Here is a 17,819-nt window from a genome sequence, read left to right on the forward strand (position 1 = left end):
TGAGTATTACTGATCCCAGTATACTTGTTCTAAACAATCTTCACGTTCAGGTAAACCACGCGATAGACGCGGAGAGTGCTGTACGAGAACTTCATAACTCGCACGGTTGGCATACTTGCTAATTTGCGCCAGTGATGAGTAAGTCATCGCTGGTTGCTGGTGTTTCGCCGAATTAGCAACATTAAGCTTGTGATACACATTTGCAGATAAATCATGTAGCACAGCAGCGAGTGCGCAATCACCCGCGCCATTGGTGTTTTTAATGCTATCAGGGCCGCCCATAAATGGGGCAGTGTGGCTGTATGCACGGATTGGGTTTTGACAATCGTCTTTTCTCATTGCACGCGAAAATTCATAGCGATTAAAGTCAGCGATAGCGCCTGGTAGCAGCGGGTACTCTGTTTCGCGTTTAAATTGCTCGTCAACATAACCGGCCATAAACAAGCCTTTTTCACCTGCAGTACAAATCACTAAATCGGTCCAATCAAGTGCTTTATCTGCCGCAAGAAGTGGGTCTTCGAAGCCTGTAATCGCAAGGCCTTCTTCTTCATTCATTGCTAAGATATCGACATGCTTTTTAACAAAGTCGGCCCACCATGAAGGGTCTTGCTCAATTAAGAATTTAGTGCCTAGAGTCAATACCACTGGCACGTCAGCATCATTGGCATATTTAACTGCCTGCATAGTTGCTTCTGTCATGGTTTCATCACCTTGGGTACGCATTAAATACGCGCTGATCACAAGTGCGGATGAATTTTCAATTAACTCTTTATCAATTGATTCAGGACGTAGATGATTCATTAAACCTGCGCTTATCGCGAAGGTGCGCTCACCAGTTTCATCAATCAGTGTAAAACAGCGACCAATTGGGCCATCAACAGGTTGTAAATAATCTAGATCAACCCGGCTTGATGTATTACATAAAAAACGGTACGCATAGCTACCAATTTTAATGTTTTCACTCATTACACCTAACAACACAGAGCGATCATCAGCAAGTGTTGAGTAGTTATGCATCGTGTTACCGATGGTGCCACCTGCGAACTCGTAATCGATCATATCGTCAAGCTTTAGGCGGTCATATAATGCATTGGTAATGTCGCTATCAATTACCTGTGACATGCCACGGCGCAATTGAAATTCATCGAGGAAAGCTTGATCAACTTTCGCTTCAATATCGACAACTATTTGATCGATACCCGTTATATAACTACGTTGTAGCCGCTCGGTTGAGTTCAGTTGATTTGTTAGTGGATCTTTGGCTTCCACCGGAAAATAATGTTTATGCCTGCGGCGTCCAGGAAATTTCATTTGCTACCCGTGTATTGATATCAATTGCAAAGTGTAAATCAACAAATTTACCTAGTTGAATTGCTATTAGCTAAATAAAAAAAGCGCGAGATTATAGCGCAATATAGGTTCATTGAGCCATGATAAAGCCATTAAAATTTACTTTAATTTTTTAGTGTAGTCTTAATTATCGCCCTTTTTATCGACTAACTAGGTATAATTACAGGCAGTTTACAAGTTTTGTGTGATTTATGAGCGAACAATATAGCGACGAATACTGGATGAAAAAAGCCCTCGCTTATGCAAATGAGGCGGGAAACATTAATGAAATTCCTGTGGGGGCGGTATTAGTCAAAGACAATCAATTAATAGCGTATGGGTATAATCGCTCAATTACTGATAACGACCCTTCTGCTCATGCCGAAATGATGGCTATTCGTGAAGCAGGTAAGGCACTTAATAATTATCGGCTTATTGATTGCACTTTATATGTCACTTTAGAGCCTTGCTCTATGTGTGCAGGGCTATTAGTTCATAGCCGAATTAAGCGTCTGGTATTCGGCGCAAAAGACGCTAAAACAGGATCGGCCGGGTCTATTATGAACTTACTGCAAGAACCGCGTCTTAATCATCAGGTTGAAGTAACCGGTGAGATAATGACTGAGCAATGTGGGGCTGTAATTTCGGCATTTTTTAAACGCCGCAGAGAAGAGAAAAAAGCGGCTAAACTCGCTGCTCGCAACGCCTAGTTAAACAACTGGCGTTGCAGGAGTTTCCTGTGCTTCCATTAATTGCATCGCGAATAAACGACGACGCCAAATAACTTTTTTGTGGGTATTACGTAACATAATACGACGGCGAGTCGCTGTCGAATAGATAACATTCCGTTTGAACTTATGTGTGGTACGTCTTCTTTTTAACATGTGTGCTCCTTAAGTGAGAGTAAAGCATGACATTGTCCATTCCATCAATACTAGAAGATAATGATCATTTGATGACAAGTAAACAGGTTTCTCTGGCTTTAGGCTAGTTGTTATCTGGCTTTTGCTGTTCAGAGCTGGTTTGTTGTTGAGTGTCAGCTGGTTGAGCCGTATTTTCATCTAACTCAGGCGAAATGACGGGTTTTTCTTCGGTGCTTGGATTAGCAATCGCATCATTTTCATCCAACCAAACCAAAGCATCGTAGTAACGGCGAATATTATCAACATACTTCACGGCAACATCGCCACGCGCGTAACCGTATTTAGTTTGACGATAATAACGCTTTTTAATGAGCAGCGGTAAGCGTTTTTTTACATCAGCCCATTTATCAGGGCTCGCGCCTTCTTGTTCTGTGATAATTCTCGCATCATTTACATGCCCCCACCCGACATTGTAAGAGGCTAATGCAAACCAAGTACGATCAGGCTGTGGGATACGTTCTGGGATCCATGAAATGAGTTGAGCTAAATATTCGGCGCCCCCTTTGATGTTTTGCTCTGGGGCCAAGCGATTTGTTACACCCACTTGTTTCGCAGTCGCTTGTGTAAGCATCATGATACCACGCACTCCGGTGGGCGATTTTGCTTTAGGGTTCCACATCGATTCTTGGTAACTGAGGGCTGCTAACAAGCGCCAATCAATATTGCCTGCATACTGCTCAAACCACGGTTGGTATTTGGGTAAGGTTTCTTTTATGGCCTCAATATATGCCAGTGTATTCACATAATTGAACTGCCTTACATGGCCAAAATACTTTTCTTCGAGGACGTATAACTGATTATTTTGTTTTACCTCGCCGAAAAAAGGCACCATCAAAGCGTATAAAGAATCATCACCATCTTTTCTGAGTAGCCAAGCTATTGGGTCATTTCTTGTTACTGAAAAGCCAATACTCAAATTAGGGTGATAGCGTCTAAACAACGATAACGTGTGTGAATCAGCCAGCGTGTAATCTATTTCATTATCAATCACCGCCTGTAGTAGCTCTTCCTCATCCATGTCTTCTGTTTCGTGCCAAGTTAGATTGGGATGAAGTTGCTTTAGCTGTTGCAGCGCTAAGGAATGGCTGCTTTTAGCGAGTACGGTTAGGTTACCTGTTAAATCTGCAAACTCACGAGGACGAACATGCCCTTGTTTATAAACAAGCTTTTGACTAATTGTGCGGTAAGTCGGGCCGAATCGGTAGTGCTGCGCGCGAATTGTATTGTAGGTAAGACCCGATGCAATCACATCTAAATCGCCACTTTCGAGGCGAGCAAACATGTCGGATAAATTAAAAAATGGCACCATTTCAAGCTCAACACCAACGTAGTCAGCAAACTCTTGCGCCAATTCATATTCAAAACCTTGTACGCCTTGAGGGGCTTGGTAATAATTACTCGCACCCGCTAATGTGCCAATTCTAATTTTATTTTGTGCTTTGATTTGCGCTAATTGCGATGGTTGCTGTTGCATATCACACGCGCACAACATGAGCACTAGGCTAAAAATAGCGAGTAACTTTTGCATAAAAAATAAATGCCCCTTAATACATTACTTTACCGTTATAGCAAAACTTCGTTGCTGCGTCACTTGGCGAATAGTACTAACAAAAATTATGAGCGACCTTATCGTTATTTTATCAACTATAACAAGGGTCTGTATTATAACGACTGGTGAGCCTATCAACGTGAAGTTTTATAACAGCTTTCATTGTGTTTTATTCCAACTGAAACTCGCATTTATACGGTGTAATTGATTTTAATAAGGGGGTGACTATTCTTTGCAATCAATACCTTGCCTAAATCGCGTTTAATTCCAACTGAAACTCGCATTTCGAGGTGGCTGGGATGTATACCCAAACCACCTCAAAATACAGAATTCAGCGTTTCACAGGTGCTGAATATCAAGGCGTTGCTTTGCAACAAGGGTACTCCCTTGTAAAAAGCAACAACGCCGAGAGTCAGTTTTTGTGGAACGCCCTGCGGGTTGGTTTAAACGCGATTTATACGGCGTAATTGATTTTAATAAGGGGGTGACCATTCTTTGCAATCAATACCTTGCCTAAATCGCGTTTAATTCCAACTGAAACTCGCATTTTGAGGTGGTTTGGGTATATAATACGCGCCTAAAATATCGTTCAATCCCTAACCCCGGATGAAAATACCTATGTTGATCCTTCGTGGTGCACCAGCACTTTCCGATTTTAGAGTTCAGAAAATTTTAGCGCGTTGCCAACAGGCGCAACTTCCAGTCACCAATGTTTATGCAGAGTTCATGCATTTTGCTGATCTTACTGCTGAGCTTTCAGCTGATGAGCACACTAAACTGGAGAAGCTTCTTACTTATGGTCCAACTATTGCCGAGCATACACCAGCAGGGTCGTTAATTCTTGTAACGCCGCGTCCTGGTACTATTTCGCCTTGGGCATCTAAAGCAACTGACATTGCACACAACTGTGGTTTGAGCCAAGTTCACCGTGTAGAACGTGGTATTGCATATTATGTTGAAGGTCAGTTAAGTGCTGAGCAGCTTGCAGACGTTGCTGCGTTATTGCATGACCGTATGACAGAAGCAACACACGCTGAGATGGCTGATGCTGCTAAGCTGTTCCGTCATGATGAACCACGTCCTATGTCATCAGTTGACATTTTAGGTGGTGGCCGTGAAGCGCTTGCGACAGCTAATGTTGAGCAAGGTTTTGCACTTGCTGATGACGAAATTGATTACCTGGTAGAAAACTTCCAAAAGTTAGGGCGTAATCCGAACGACATCGAATTATTTATGTTTGCACAAGCAAACTCTGAGCATTGTCGTCATAAAATCTTTAATGCAGATTGGACAATTGATGGCATCGAACAGCCAAAATCATTGTTCAAAATGATCAAGAACACTTACGAGCAAAACCCTGAAAACGTGTTATCAGCTTATAAAGATAACGCTGCGGTAATGAAAGGCTCGGTAGCAGGTCGCTTCTTCCCTAATAACGAGGGTGAGTACGCGTACCATCAAGAAAACATCGAAATCTTGATGAAAGTTGAAACTCATAACCACCCAACAGCTATTGCACCATTCTCAGGTGCATCAACAGGCTCTGGTGGTGAAATTCGTGATGAGGGTGCAACAGGCCGCGGCTCTAAACCTAAAGCGGGCTTAGTTGGCTTTACGGTATCTAACTTACGTATTCCTGGTTATGAGCAACCGTGGGAAACTGATTTCGGCAAACCAGGTCGTATCGTTACTGCACTAGATATCATGACAGAAGGTCCATTAGGTGGCGCGGCATTTAACAACGAATTTGGTCGTCCTAATCTACTTGGTTATTTCCGTACATACGAAGAAAAAGTATCAAGCCATAATGGTGAAGAAGTACGTGGTTACCACAAACCAATTATGCTTGCCGGTGGTTTAGGTAATATCCGTTCTGAGCATGTTCAAAAAGGTGAAATCCCAGTTGGTGCAAAACTTATTGCACTAGGTGGTCCTGCGATGAACATCGGTCTAGGTGGTGGTGCTGCGTCAAGTATGACATCTGGCCAATCGAATGAAGATCTTGATTTTGCCTCTGTTCAACGTGAAAACCCTGAAATGGAGCGCCGTTGTCAGGAAGTTATCGACAAATGTTGGCAATTAGGTGATGCAAACCCAATCGCTTTCATTCACGATGTGGGTGCGGGTGGTTTATCAAACGCATTCCCTGAGCTAGTAGACGACGGTGGCCGTGGTGGTAAATTCCAACTACGTGATATCCCGAACGATGAGCCGGGTATGGCACCACACGAAATTTGGTGTAACGAATCACAAGAACGCTATGTACTTGCTGTTGCGCCAGAAGATTTCCCACGTTTCGAGGCAATTTGTAAACGTGAACGTGCAGAATTCGCAGTGATTGGTGAAGCCACTGAAGAGCGTCACTTAACGGTTGAAGACAGCCACTTTGGTAATAATCCTGTAGACCTTCCTCTTGATGTATTACTTGGTAAAGCACCAAAAATGCACCGCGAAGTTGAGTCTAAAAAAGCACAGTCGCAGCCATTAGATGTCACGGCAATTGATGCAGCTGATGCAGCACAGCGCTTATTACGCTTACCAACGATTGCAGAAAAAACTTTCTTAATCACCATTGGTGACCGTACGGTAACGGGCTTAGTTGCACGTGACCAAATGGTCGGTCCTTGGCAGGTGCCAGTTGCAAACTGTGCGGTAACAGCTGCGACGTATGATACTTACCACGGTGAAGCAATGTCATTGGGTGAACGCACGCCAGCTGCACTTCTAAACTATGGTGCGTCTGCACGTTTAGCGGTGGCTGAGTCATTAACGAACATTGCATGTGCTAACATCGGTGGCCTTGAAAATATCAAGCTATCTGCAAACTGGATGGCAGCAGCGGGTCACCCAGGTGAAGATGCGGGTCTTTACGAAGCGGTTAAAGCGGTAGGTGAAGAGTTGTGTCCGGCACTTGGTTTAACGATCCCTGTGGGTAAAGACTCAATGTCGATGAAGACACAGTGGGATGAAAACGGTGAACAAAAATCAGTAACAGCTCCATTATCACTGATCATCACTGCATTCGGTCGCGTTGAAGACGTACGTAAAACAGTAACGCCACAGCTTCGCACTGATAAAGGTGAGTCATCGTTATTATTAGTCGATTTAGGTGCGGGTCAAAACCGACTGGGCGCATCAAGCCTTGCGCAGGTTTACAAGCAATTAGGTGATGTAACCCCAGACGTTGATAACCCTGCGTTATTAAAAGGTTTCTATGAAGCGATGCAAGCTCTTGTTGCTGATAACAAGTTACTTGCATACCACGACCGTTCTGATGGTGGTTTATTTACCACAATCGCTGAAATGGCTTTTGCTGGCCACACAGGCGTAACGGTTGACCTTGCTGGCTTAACGGGGTCAGACATCGAAGCACTTTATAACGAAGAGCTCGGTGCAGTAATTCAAGTTGCTAACGCAGATTTAGACGCAGTTAAAGCGGTACTTGCTGATCACGGCTTAGCGGCTATCAGCCATGAAATTGGTGCATTAAATGCCGATGACCGTGTGGTATTTACTCGCGGTGATGCAGTCGTGCTTAATCACACACGCACAGAGCTTCGTACAATTTGGGCAGAAACAACTTACCAAATGCAAGCACGTCGTGATAACCCTGAGTGTGCTAAGCAAGAGTTTGATGCAAAATTTGATGCCAAAGACCCAGGTCTGAACGTTAAATTAAACTTCGACTTAAACGAAGACGTCGCTGCACCTTACATTGCAACAGGTGCAAAACCGAAAATGGCTATCTTACGTGAGCAAGGTGTTAACTCTCACTTAGAAATGGCTGCGGCATTTAACCGCGCAGGTTTTGCAGCGGTAGACGTACACATGAGCGACATTCTTGAAGGTCGTTTAACACTTGAGCAGTTTAAAGGCTTAGTGGCATGTGGTGGTTTCTCTTACGGTGACGTATTGGGTGCGGGTGAAGGTTGGGCTAAGTCAATCTTATTTAACGAGATGGCTCGCGAGCAGTTCCAAAGCTTCTTCCACCGCGAAGATACATTCAGCTTAGGTGTGTGTAATGGCTGTCAAATGCTTTCAACATTGAAAGAGTTGATCCCCGGCACAGAGCACTGGCCACGTTTTGTAACCAATAAGTCAGAGCGTTTTGAAGCACGTTTTAGCCTTGTAGAAGTACAAGAAAACCCATCGGTATTCTTTAATGGTATGGCGGGTTCTCGTATGCCAATCGCTGTTTCTCACGGTGAAGGTCATGCTGAGTTTGCTAACAGCGATGCAGTAAAAGCCGCGCTTGAGTCAGGCACTGTGGCTGTGAAGTTTGTTGATAACTACGGTAACCCAACAACGCAATACCCAGCTAACCCGAACGGTTCGCCAGAGGGTATCACAGGTATTACGTCTACAGATGGCCGTGCAACGGTTATGATGCCTCACCCTGAGCGTGTATTCCGTACAGTAGCGAACTCATGGCACCCTGATGAGTGGACAGAAGACAGCCCGTGGATGCGTATGTTCCGCAACGCACGCAAAAACGTGGGGTAGAGTTTAAGTAATCTACTTAGGTTCATATAAACCGGTTAAACTAAAAAGGCTGCACTATTAAGTGCAGCCTTTTTGTTTATAATGGGTTGAGAAGCGAGAAGCGAGAAGCGAGAAGCGAGAAGCGAGAGCAAAGGCAAGGAGAGTTTTTTGAAGTTTAAACGTGCTATTACAGGCTTGTTAGGTTTAGTGCTCGGGGTTTTTCTGCTTGCCTATATTTTTAGATTACCACTGACCTCATGGTACTTAACGCCTGTGCTGAGTGCTAATGGCATTGAGCTGCATTGTATTGATTGGTCACTAACAAGAAAGCTTGATTTAAAGGTCGAAAAGCTGTGTTTGAGTTATCAAGGTCAGCAATTAGAAGTTGCGGGTATACGTGCTAATAAGCAGCAAATTATAATTTCTCGTGCCAACCTTACGATCAATAGCCCCTTATCAAAAAGCGACAATCAGCGCACAGAATTAAAAAAACTTGCTTTAGACCTTCCAAAGCAAAGACCGCTTATAAATATTGAGCAGCTTGATATTTCGTCGGGTTTTAGCGCCGAGCCGGTTAGAGTCACCGTGCAAGAAAATCGCTTAAATCACTTTACAGTCAGCCGCGATATTAATGCGGATGTCACGGTTACTGGTGGTGAGATAGTCGCCAATATAATGCTTAATGATGAACTTGCCGGAAGGTTTATTGCGCTGCCAAAAAATGTCCATTTTTCGACTGACTTACAGATTAAGTTCGATGGCATAACACTCAATGTGGCCAGCTCAGTTACTGCCGATTATCAACATGAACATCAGTATCAGCAAAATAAGCAAAGCATTGAACACTGTGATTTTAGCGCACAGAGCCGTGGCCAAGTAACGGCTGAATTTCAGCTCAATCAACAACAGCTCACTGCTGATTTGAGTGGTTTAAAGAGTCAAGTCGTTGTTTCACCTATTTGTTTAGATAAAATCGAACAGCAGCAATACCAAGAGTTTGCACGAGCACACACCCCCCTTACTTGGCATGTGCAGTTTACACAACCCATTGCGCTGCAACAAAAGCAGCTTTCTTTACCCGAGTTGGAACTGACTTCGAGTAATAAACAAGGCCAATTGGTGTTTAAAAATACCCAATTAGCGCTAGATGCTCCCCTTAAAACGCTTTACTCACACGCTGTAGTAAATTTCACCAGTGACGAGATAGATAAGCTAATGTTGAAGGCTCGTATTGAAGCAGGGCGCGTTAACTCTGAATTTCAACTTTCAATGGCATCACTGCCTGATTTTATTGATGTACTAGCGGATGGCGTGAGTATCAAAGGTGAAGTAGAGCTTGAGAATATACTTACTCGTCCTATAGCGGGTAATCTCAATGCTGATATATCCGTTAAAAGAGCTCAAGTTTTTGATGCGAAAGTGACTGATTTAAAAACTAAAATAAACGTGCATCTCAGTGATTCACAGAACGTAACAGCGAAACTCAATAGTGCAATAAAGTCAGCGACCTATAAAAATATGCAGATGTCGGGACTAACAAATGAGCTCACAGTGAAGAGTGATTTAAGTGTGGGAGAGTTATTTGCTGATATTAGTGCGGCCAGTAAATTAGCTAAGCTAGTGACTCCTAAACTGACATTAACGAATTTGTCTGTGGTGTCAAATGCAACCCAAAGTCGCGCATTACAGGCAACGCACCATGTTTTTGTCGACGGTATTGAAGCGCTGATAACACATCATATGTCTAAGGTTGCTCATCCATTTGAGTTGGTGATACCTGAACAAGCTATGTCAAAACTCAACCCTATTTTAAAGCAGTTTGAGCCATTAGCGACGTTAACCGATGGCGTTATCTCGGGCCTTATAAAAGGTGACGTAAACTTACTGCAGGCAAGCGGGGATATTCGCATTGCTAAGCTCAGTGCGCTTTATAATGATTATCTCGCTAATGACTTTAACGCTCAGGTGAAGGCGGAGTTTAGTTCAGGTCAGCTTAATATTGCCCCAACTAAATTTACACTTAATGAACTGCGTGCAGGTGCTGTGGTTACAAAATTACAAGGCCTATTACAGGTTGACGCAAATCATCCATGTACATCAAATGTCACTGGTCTTGTGATGGGGGGAGCATTTGTTGTGAATGAATTTTGCCCGCTTGCAACAAGCCAAACTGCAATGATTAAGTTCGAAAACATCGACGCCAGCAAGTTGGTAACGCTGGATGCGGAGTCAGGTATTAGTTTATCTGGGCGCTTAGCAGGGACCTTGCCTGTCATTATAAATGAGCAGGGCATTGCCGTTAAGCAAGGGCAACTGGTTAATCAAGGCGATGGTAAATTATTGATTACTAACAATGCAGGTTTTGAAGCGGTAAAAGCACAGCAACAAGAACTAAGTACCACGCTTAGCTTGTTAGAGAATTTAGATATTAAACAATTAAAAAGCAGTGTTGATCTTAAACCGGATGGGTGGCTGCACTTAGGTGTTAACTTACAAGGCTTTAATGAAAAACAGCAGCAAGCCGTTAATTTTAACTATAATCACGAGGAAAATGTGTTTACGTTATTAAGAGCACTGCGTTTAAGTGATGAGATTACTCAAAAGGTTGAGAAAGAGTATGCAAAAAAAGGAAGCAATAATGGCTAAATGGTTAGTAATGCTAACAGCCGTCGGTTTGTTAAGTGCTTGCACACACCGCGTTGAGGTAGCAGCAAAAGAACCTATTACAATCAACTTAAATGTGAAAGTTGATCACGAAATCCGCGTTAAAGTGGATAAAGAACTCGACACGTTATTCAGTGACGACAGCGAATTATTCTAAGGAGCAAACATGCGTAAATTCCAACTTAAAAAATTGAATGTGATCACTTTAATCAGTGCTGTTTGTTTATCATTTTCTGCTTGGGCTATTAGCCTAGATGAGGCTAAAAACCAAGGATTAGTGGGTGAAGATAGCTCTGGTTATCTCGGATTAGTCGTCAATAACAGTGAAGCGAAAGCCGTGGTTGATGAAATCAATGCGAAGCGTAAAGAGCAATACTTGAAACTTGCCAAAAAGAACAATTTATCTTTAGCGCAAGTAGAGGCATTGGCGGCCGCGAAAACTATCGAAAAAACAAAACCTGGTCACTATATTGAAGTGAATGGTCAATGGGTAAAAAAATAACCTATTAAAGGTGCTAAAAGCCAGCGAAAGCTGGCTTTAGCCTTTATCAATACAGCTTTTTAACAGCTGCTGCCAAAAGTCGATACCCTTGCGTCTTGCAAGTTTAATATTATGCTCAGGAATAGATTCAGGCTCATCGTAGTTGGCGAGCGCTTCGCTCATACTCGCTTCACGAATTAAATGAAGTGTCGGGTACGGAGCACGGTTTGTATAATTTGCAGCATCTGTCTCATCACTATCTGCAAACACATAATCGGGATGAAAATTAGCGATTTGATATTTCCCTTCAAAGCCTTGTGCAACTAGTAGCGCGTTGGCTAGGTCGACCAAATCTAAAAACTCGTCAAAATCACTAAAGCCTTGCTCAAACATTAGTAAAGTTGTTTCGCGCTGCTCATTGTGGTCAAGTTCCATGCATTGCTCAAGCATATCCATGACAGCATCATCTAGCGTTACTGACGGACTGACTTGATAGTGAATACAGTTGTTTTCTACTTCTTTACGGGCAAATGGGCAAAAGTTGTATTTTACAATGACACTTGATACCCATTCGCGCATTTGTAGCTCGGGACGGCTTTTTGGCAGGTTATGATTCACGTTGTTTCTCTAAAAATTGCTCAATTAATTGCACTGTTCTACGAATAGCACCTTGATTATTAATAACACATTTTGCGGCTTGTTGACCTAACTTAACGAGGGCCTCGTTATCGGCACTTAAAGCGATAAGTGTTTCAGCAAGGTGCTGTTCATTGTTAACTGTTTTAGCGCCTTCAGCGTTTATAAGCTCAGGGTAAATATGGTCAAAATTATACGTGTGAGGACCTGCTAGTACGCCAACTGAAAATGCCGCAGACTCGAGTGGGTTATGGCCACCTCGTTCAATTAAACTGCCGCCAATGTAGCTTATGCGAGCAACGCCATACAGGCATTGTAGTTCACCTAAGGTATCGGCAAGAACGACTTGTTGGCTCGTATAATTATTCTCGCTGCGACGACTAAAAGTCATGTCTGAATGTTTAAGGAGTGATGCTACTTTATCAAATTGTTCAGGATGACGCGGAGCTATAATTAACAGGGCATCGGGTACTACACTGAGCAACTGCTGATGTGCACTTAGAACACGCTCATGTTCAATTGGGTGGGTTGAACCTGCTACCCAAATAAAGCGCGCGTTGTTATATTCGCTTTTAAGAGCGGCGACTTTATCTAATTGCGCGCGCGTGGGAGTTATATCAAATTTAATTGAGCCAAAGACACGCACCTTCTGCGGCGCTAAACCTAACTCAATAAAGCGGTTAGCATCATCTTGGTTATGACTGGCAAGGGCGCTAATTGAGTTCATAATCACGTTTGTTAAAGGCATCACCTTTTGATAACCCAGCTGCGACTTAGCTGAAAGCCGCGCATTTAAAACAAGTACTTCAATATTGCGTTTTTTACATTGCGCCATTAAATTGGGCCACAACTCTGTTTCCAGAATGCACAGGACGCGAGGCTTAATTCGCTTTAAAAACCGGCTGGTGGCACACGGGAAATCAATCGGTAAATAACAGCAACTGAGCGTATTTTTAAAGTTGTTCTTTATTTGCTCACGACCAGTGGGTGTATTACAGGTTACTAAAATACTTAGCTGCGAATTTTGCTGTTGCAGCGCCTTGATAAGTGGCGTTGCTGCTAAAACCTCACCAACAGACGCGCAATGTATAACCACGTCATGCTGTTGTAATGATGAAACACCAAAACGCTGTGTAAAATGCGCACGGTAGCCTTTATTTTTTTTTCCACGCAAAGCGTAAAGGTAGAAAATAATAAGCGGGCTAAGAATGTATAAAATGAGAGAATATAAAATACGTGCCATTGGTTAGCCTATCAGTGTAAAACATTATGATAGCGTGTTAGCCAATCGAGCTAAATATAAAATGTTAAAAAGGGTTATCTTGCAGAGTTTTAAGTGTTTCGTCGCCGCTAATTTGGTAGTATTTCAGTTACTTTATATTTAGTCTTTATAGTTATGAAATTTAAAATGATAAAAGCCACGGCTATAAGCGTGTTACTCAGTTGCTCTTCTCCTTTATTGGCAACACCCACCGCTTACATACCGATTGGCATGGATGCACAGCTTGATCATCAATTAGATACTTTATTTGCATTAACCTCAGGCACACCTATGACGAAGCCATATCGTTTGGCTGAGGTAGAATACGCACTTAATGAACTTGAAAATAAAGAGCCAAGTTTGGCTGCAGCGATCCGCACTAAGATTAAACCCTATCAGCGTGAAGATGCTATTACGCGTGTGGGTCTAAAATTTCAGGTCGATGGTGATACTACGAAGAAAATTGCTAATCAACGTGGTTTAAGCTCAGATGAGTGGGGCCAAGGCTTTTTTGAAGGTATTTGGCGTGCAAACGATTATACCTTAGTACAAGTTGGTGTTGATTACAGAGCCAAGCAAAATAAATTTGTGAATTACAATACTTTTGTAAGTTTTGCTGGAGATGATTTACAACTGAATGTTGGTTATAAAGAACATTGGTTTTCACCGTTTAAACATTCAGCTCAAATTATTTCTACTAATGCAAAAACAGCCCCTTCTATTTCATTAGGTATGGTGCAACCTGCGCATAATTGGTGGAATTTTGACTTTGAGCTGTATTATTCTGAATTAGAGCATGTGGAAAACGGTATTTTATATCAAGGGGAGCTGCATAGCGGCACGCCAAAGCTTGCTGGTACGCATTTCAGTATAGAGCCCCTAAGTGGTTGGAAAATTGGCATCAACCGTATGATGCAATTTGGTGGTGGTCCTCGAGAGGTTGATGCAGGTGATGTGTTTGATGCATTTTTTGACCCTGCGGGAAATGATAATGCTGATCGGGTTGAAGGTGGTCGAGATAATGAACTAGGTGATCAATACGCGACGATTACCAGTACCGTAAACTTTAATTGGGGCATGCCGATCGAGTTGTATTTCGAGTACGGTGGTGAAGACACTAAAAACCATAAAAACTATCAATTTGGCAACACTGTAAGCAATGTCGGTTTTTTCCTACCGAAAATGACAGATGCCATGTCATTACGATATGAATACACCAATATGCATAGCTTATGGTATGTAAATGAAATTTATCCAGTAAAAGGGAATACTGTTGGTGGCTTTTCTACAGGGCATTATGCAGCAGACCAGCGGTATCTGAATTTTCACGCAGATGGCGTGTCATTAGTCTATGCAGATGCACCACCTACCCAAGTGCATAGTATGGAACTTACTTATAATGAGAGCTTTAGTTCTTTGTGGCGTAGTAAGTTGACTTTAATCGAAAATAAAAGCAATTATTTGAACGAATTTGGACAAACAAGTGCAAATTATGAAAGTGCCATTGAACTTCAACTGAGCAATACGCGTCAATTGAATGAACATACACTCGAAACCACCCTGACTTATGGCGAAGATGTGTTTGGTGAGAATTATACTTGGCTATCTGTTGCAGTATACTGGTAGGTCTAGCCGTTTTTTTTAAGGAATTTATATGTCTAATCTTGATTCTGTAGCGGCAAGCTACCTAGAAAGTTTAAATCGTCATCAAATGCTGTTTGAGACCATGGAAACTTATCATCCTGAGGTGATGCAATTACTTGAAGCATGCCACAGCGCTTTGCAGGCAGGTGGTAAAGTAATTTGGTTTGGTAATGGTGGCAGTGCCGCCGATGCGCAGCATTTAGCGGCAGAGTTTGTTGTACGTTATAAGTTAGAGCGTGGGCCGCTTGCTTCAATCGCATTGACAACTGACACGTCAATTTTAACGGCGCACAGTAATGACTATCATTTTGATACTGTGTTTGAACGCCAAGTTCAGGCGTTGTGTAAACCTGAAGATTTAGTGATTGGCTTAACGACTTCAGGCACTAGCCCTAATATTAATCTTGCGCTTGCTGCGGCTAATGAAATAGGCGCTTTCACAGTGGCTTTAACTGGCCGTGACGGCGGTAAAGTGAAAGATATCGCGAAGCTGCCAATTATCATTAAAAACGATGAAACAGCACGCATTCAAGAAGCACATATGTTTATCGGTCACTGGTTATGTGAAGCCATTGATATGGTTGTAGCGGAGCAACAGTAATGGATTTAGCGTTACTTAAAAACTTATCTAAAGCGCGAATTTTAGTTGTTGGTGATGTGATGCTAGACCGTTACTGGCATGGTGACTCGGGTCGTATTTCACCAGAAGCCCCGGTGCCCGTAGTTAAAGTCAGTAAGTTTGAAGACAAAGCGGGTGGCGCTGCAAACGTGGCTAAAAATATTGCCCGTTTAGATGGTAAGGTCGGTTTATTAGGGCTTGTTGGTGAAGATGAGAGTGGGCAAATTCTTGAAACCATTTTGAGTTCTGAGAAAATTGATTCGCAGCTTGTTAGCGTCTGTGATTTACCCACCATATCTAAAATGCGCGTGATAAGTCGTCATCAGCAAGTGGTTCGCCTAGATTTAGAAGAAACCTTTACTGAACAACACAGCCAGTTGCTTTTGAATCGTTTAGAGTTAGTGTTAGATGATTATGACTTTGTACTATTTTCTGATTACAACAAAGGCTCACTAAGCTTAATTCAAGCCATGATCCAAGTGGCTAAAAATGCAGGTAAAACGGTTCTTGTTGATCCTAAATCATCGGATCTAAATTTGTATCGTGGTGCCGACTATATTACGCCAAACTTGAATGAATTTAAGCTGGCTGGTGGTAAAACTGAGTCTGAGCAAAGCTTAACCGAGAGTGCGCGCCAGCTTATTGAAGATGCGGGCGTTGCGGCGATGTTATTGACTCGTTCAGAGCAAGGAATGTCGTTAATCAGTCAAACTGAGAAGCATGACTTTGCGGCGCAGCAATTAGAAGTCAGTGATGTTACTGGTGCCGGAGATACTGTAATTGCTACATTAGCGGTGATGTTAGGCGCTGGCATGCAACCTAAAGATGCCGTTGAAATTGCTAATCTTGCAGCGGGTATTGCCGTAAGTAAACTAGGCGCAGCGACGGTATCTCCTGAAGAATTGAGTCGTAAATTGGGTCAGTACTTACAGCAAACCGGCGAGCATTATCAAACGCCATTTGAAGATGTGTTGCAGCATATCGAGTTTGCAAAACAAAATGGCGAGAAAATTGTCTTTACCAATGGCTGCTTCGATATTCTACACGCAGGTCATGTACGCTATTTAGCGCAGGCAAAAGCCAGAGGCGATCGTTTAGTTGTTGGTTTAAATAATGACGAATCAATCACGCGCCTTAAAGGACCTGAACGTCCAATAAACCCGCTTGAAGAGCGGGCTATGGTTCTCAGTGCGCTTGCATCGGTTGACTGGGTAATTCCATTTGGTAGTGCACAAGAGAGTGACACACCAGCTAAGCTCATCGAGCAAATTAGCCCCGATGTACTGGTGAAAGGGGGCGATTACACGGTTGATCAAATTGCGGGTGCAGACCATGTATTACGCCATGGCGGTAAAGTTGAAGTGCTTGAGTTCCTTAATGGTTGCTCGACGTCTAACGTCATCAGCAAAATTAAATCTTAAGCAATGCTTGGTAGTCACAATACAGTGACTGCCAATCACTTTGTTGCCAGTGCATTATCTCATTACGGCCTTGTTCTTTGGCAAATGAACGGGCAAGGCGTTTAATATTTTCTTGTTGCCACGCAATTTCGGGCTGTCTTATTTCACCACGGTCAAAATCGATAATAAAGACCTTACCCGCTTCGTCAAATAAAATATTATTGATATTCAAATCAGCGTGATAAACACCACGGTTATGAAATTCACTGAGCGTTGTGGCCACATTCTTTAATTCGTCATGAGTTAACGGGCGAGTCACCAAAATATCTAAGAGGCTTTGTGCTCCTTTTACTGCCTCGGTGATAATATCGCCTCGATAAATAAAACCACTTCGTGTGACTTTTGCAGCGATAGGTGTGGGCACATTTAAGCCTAACTCAGTTAAGTGCATCATCAACGAAAACTCTTTGTAAACCCGCGTGTGCTCTAAGCCGACATACACATATTGATCTGTTAATAGTTTGCCTATGAGTCCGCCACGCCAATAATGACGCAATACACCGGTCAGTTGTTCATGCTTAAAAAACCAGGCCGTTGCTCGGCCTTTTTTAGCGCCAACTATTTTATTTTGTTGTTGCCAAAAGTGAGCATCAAACCAGTCATATGTAAGCATCTGAGTGTATGCAGGGTGGCACAAAAGGGTCGAATTTTGCAGATGCTGAGTGTCGAACATAACAACTTAAAATATAAACAGTGAATAGCTATATAGTACCGCATTTTTAGCTTTTCGCATAAGTGCTTGCAATAGCATCAGGTTAATTTAAGATCGCC

15 protein-coding genes are annotated in these 17,819 nt (G+C 42.7%); 9 read left to right on the forward strand and 6 right to left on the reverse strand.

From position 1 onward, the window contains the following. Positions 1–6: 6 nt before the first annotated feature. The gene (locus BM378_RS06415; protein ID WP_036970992.1) at positions 7–1,311 is read right to left on the reverse strand and encodes an inosine/guanosine kinase; all 1,305 of its coding nucleotides are present in this window, start codon (positions 1,309–1,311) and stop codon (positions 7–9) included. Between the two features lie 230 nt (positions 1,312–1,541). Between BM378_RS06415 and tadA the strand changes: the two genes are divergently transcribed. Beyond that, positions 1,542–2,039 carry a tRNA adenosine(34) deaminase TadA gene (gene tadA, locus BM378_RS06420; RefSeq protein ID WP_074988841.1) on the forward strand — a complete coding sequence of 166 codons (498 nt, stop codon included), beginning with the start codon at positions 1,542–1,544 and terminating at the stop codon, positions 2,037–2,039. On the opposite strand, the gene BM378_RS20390 is transcribed toward tadA, so the two are convergent. Continuing rightward, entirely contained in the window at positions 2,040–2,213 is a 174-nt protein-coding gene (locus BM378_RS20390) for a hypothetical protein (RefSeq protein ID WP_162898022.1), read from the reverse strand. A 103-nt stretch (positions 2,214–2,316) separates the two neighbouring features. After that, complete coding sequence (mltF, locus tag BM378_RS06425; RefSeq protein WP_074988842.1) at positions 2,317–3,780, reverse strand: membrane-bound lytic murein transglycosylase MltF; 1,464 nt, start codon at positions 3,778–3,780, stop codon at positions 2,317–2,319. A 320-nt stretch (positions 3,781–4,100) separates the two neighbouring features. Between mltF and BM378_RS20395 the strand changes: the two genes are divergently transcribed. The 5 genes from BM378_RS20395 (at position 4,101) to BM378_RS06455 (ending at position 11,449) form a co-directional block, all read left to right on the forward strand. Next, a complete protein-coding gene (locus tag BM378_RS20395) occupies positions 4,101–4,268 on the forward strand; it encodes a hypothetical protein (RefSeq protein ID WP_162898011.1) in 168 nt (55 codons plus the stop codon). 151 nt (positions 4,269–4,419) lie between these two features. Then, positions 4,420–8,304 (forward strand): phosphoribosylformylglycinamidine synthase, encoded by a 3,885-nt coding sequence (purL, locus tag BM378_RS06440; protein WP_074988843.1) that lies wholly within the window; start codon positions 4,420–4,422, stop codon positions 8,302–8,304. Between the two features lie 147 nt (positions 8,305–8,451). Further along, the gene (locus tag BM378_RS06445; protein WP_074988844.1) at positions 8,452–10,929 is read left to right on the forward strand and encodes an intermembrane phospholipid transport YdbH family protein; all 2,478 of its coding nucleotides are present in this window, start codon (positions 8,452–8,454) and stop codon (positions 10,927–10,929) included. Next, entirely contained in the window at positions 10,922–11,104 is a 183-nt protein-coding gene (locus BM378_RS06450; protein WP_036970983.1) for a YnbE family lipoprotein, read from the forward strand. The genes BM378_RS06445 and BM378_RS06450 overlap by 8 nt, the downstream gene beginning before the upstream one ends. A gap of 9 nt (positions 11,105–11,113) precedes the next feature. After that, the gene (locus BM378_RS06455) at positions 11,114–11,449 is read left to right on the forward strand and encodes a YdbL family probable chaperone protein (RefSeq protein ID WP_074988845.1); all 336 of its coding nucleotides are present in this window, start codon (positions 11,114–11,116) and stop codon (positions 11,447–11,449) included. A gap of 36 nt (positions 11,450–11,485) precedes the next feature. Here the strand turns inward: BM378_RS06455 and BM378_RS06460 are convergent, their stop codons facing one another. Together BM378_RS06460 and waaA are read right to left on the reverse strand one after the other, a co-directional pair. After that, a complete protein-coding gene (locus tag BM378_RS06460; protein WP_074988894.1) occupies positions 11,486–12,007 on the reverse strand; it encodes a DUF1415 domain-containing protein in 522 nt (173 codons plus the stop codon). Positions 12,008–12,035: 28 nt separating this feature from the next. Then, on the reverse strand, positions 12,036–13,307 hold the full coding sequence (gene waaA, locus BM378_RS06465; RefSeq protein WP_074988846.1) for a lipid IV(A) 3-deoxy-D-manno-octulosonic acid transferase: 1,272 nt from the start codon (positions 13,305–13,307) through the stop codon (positions 12,036–12,038). Positions 13,308–13,472: 165 nt separating this feature from the next. Here waaA and BM378_RS06470 point away from each other — a divergent pair, with 165 nt between their 5' ends. The 3 genes from BM378_RS06470 to hldE are packed head-to-tail and all read left to right on the forward strand — an operon-like array spanning position 13,473 to position 17,009. Next, positions 13,473–14,951, forward strand: coding sequence for a capsule assembly Wzi family protein (locus BM378_RS06470; protein ID WP_244886993.1), 1,479 nt, complete (start codon positions 13,473–13,475; stop codon positions 14,949–14,951). 28 nt (positions 14,952–14,979) lie between these two features. Then, positions 14,980–15,570 carry a D-sedoheptulose-7-phosphate isomerase gene (locus tag BM378_RS06475; protein ID WP_036970972.1) on the forward strand — a complete coding sequence of 197 codons (591 nt, stop codon included), beginning with the start codon at positions 14,980–14,982 and terminating at the stop codon, positions 15,568–15,570. Continuing rightward, a complete protein-coding gene (gene hldE / locus BM378_RS06480) occupies positions 15,570–17,009 on the forward strand; it encodes a bifunctional D-glycero-beta-D-manno-heptose-7-phosphate kinase/D-glycero-beta-D-manno-heptose 1-phosphate adenylyltransferase HldE (protein WP_036970970.1) in 1,440 nt (479 codons plus the stop codon). The genes BM378_RS06475 and hldE overlap by 1 nt, the downstream gene beginning before the upstream one ends. Here the strand turns inward: hldE and BM378_RS06485 are convergent. Next, positions 16,999–17,721 (reverse strand): 3-deoxy-D-manno-octulosonic acid kinase, encoded by a 723-nt coding sequence (locus BM378_RS06485; protein ID WP_074988847.1) that lies wholly within the window; start codon positions 17,719–17,721, stop codon positions 16,999–17,001. The genes hldE and BM378_RS06485 overlap by 11 nt on opposite strands. Between the last annotated feature and the right edge of the window lie 98 nt (positions 17,722–17,819).

The organism is Pseudoalteromonas lipolytica, from assembly GCF_900116435.1.
Lineage (GTDB): Bacteria > Pseudomonadota > Gammaproteobacteria > Enterobacterales > Alteromonadaceae > Pseudoalteromonas > Pseudoalteromonas lipolytica.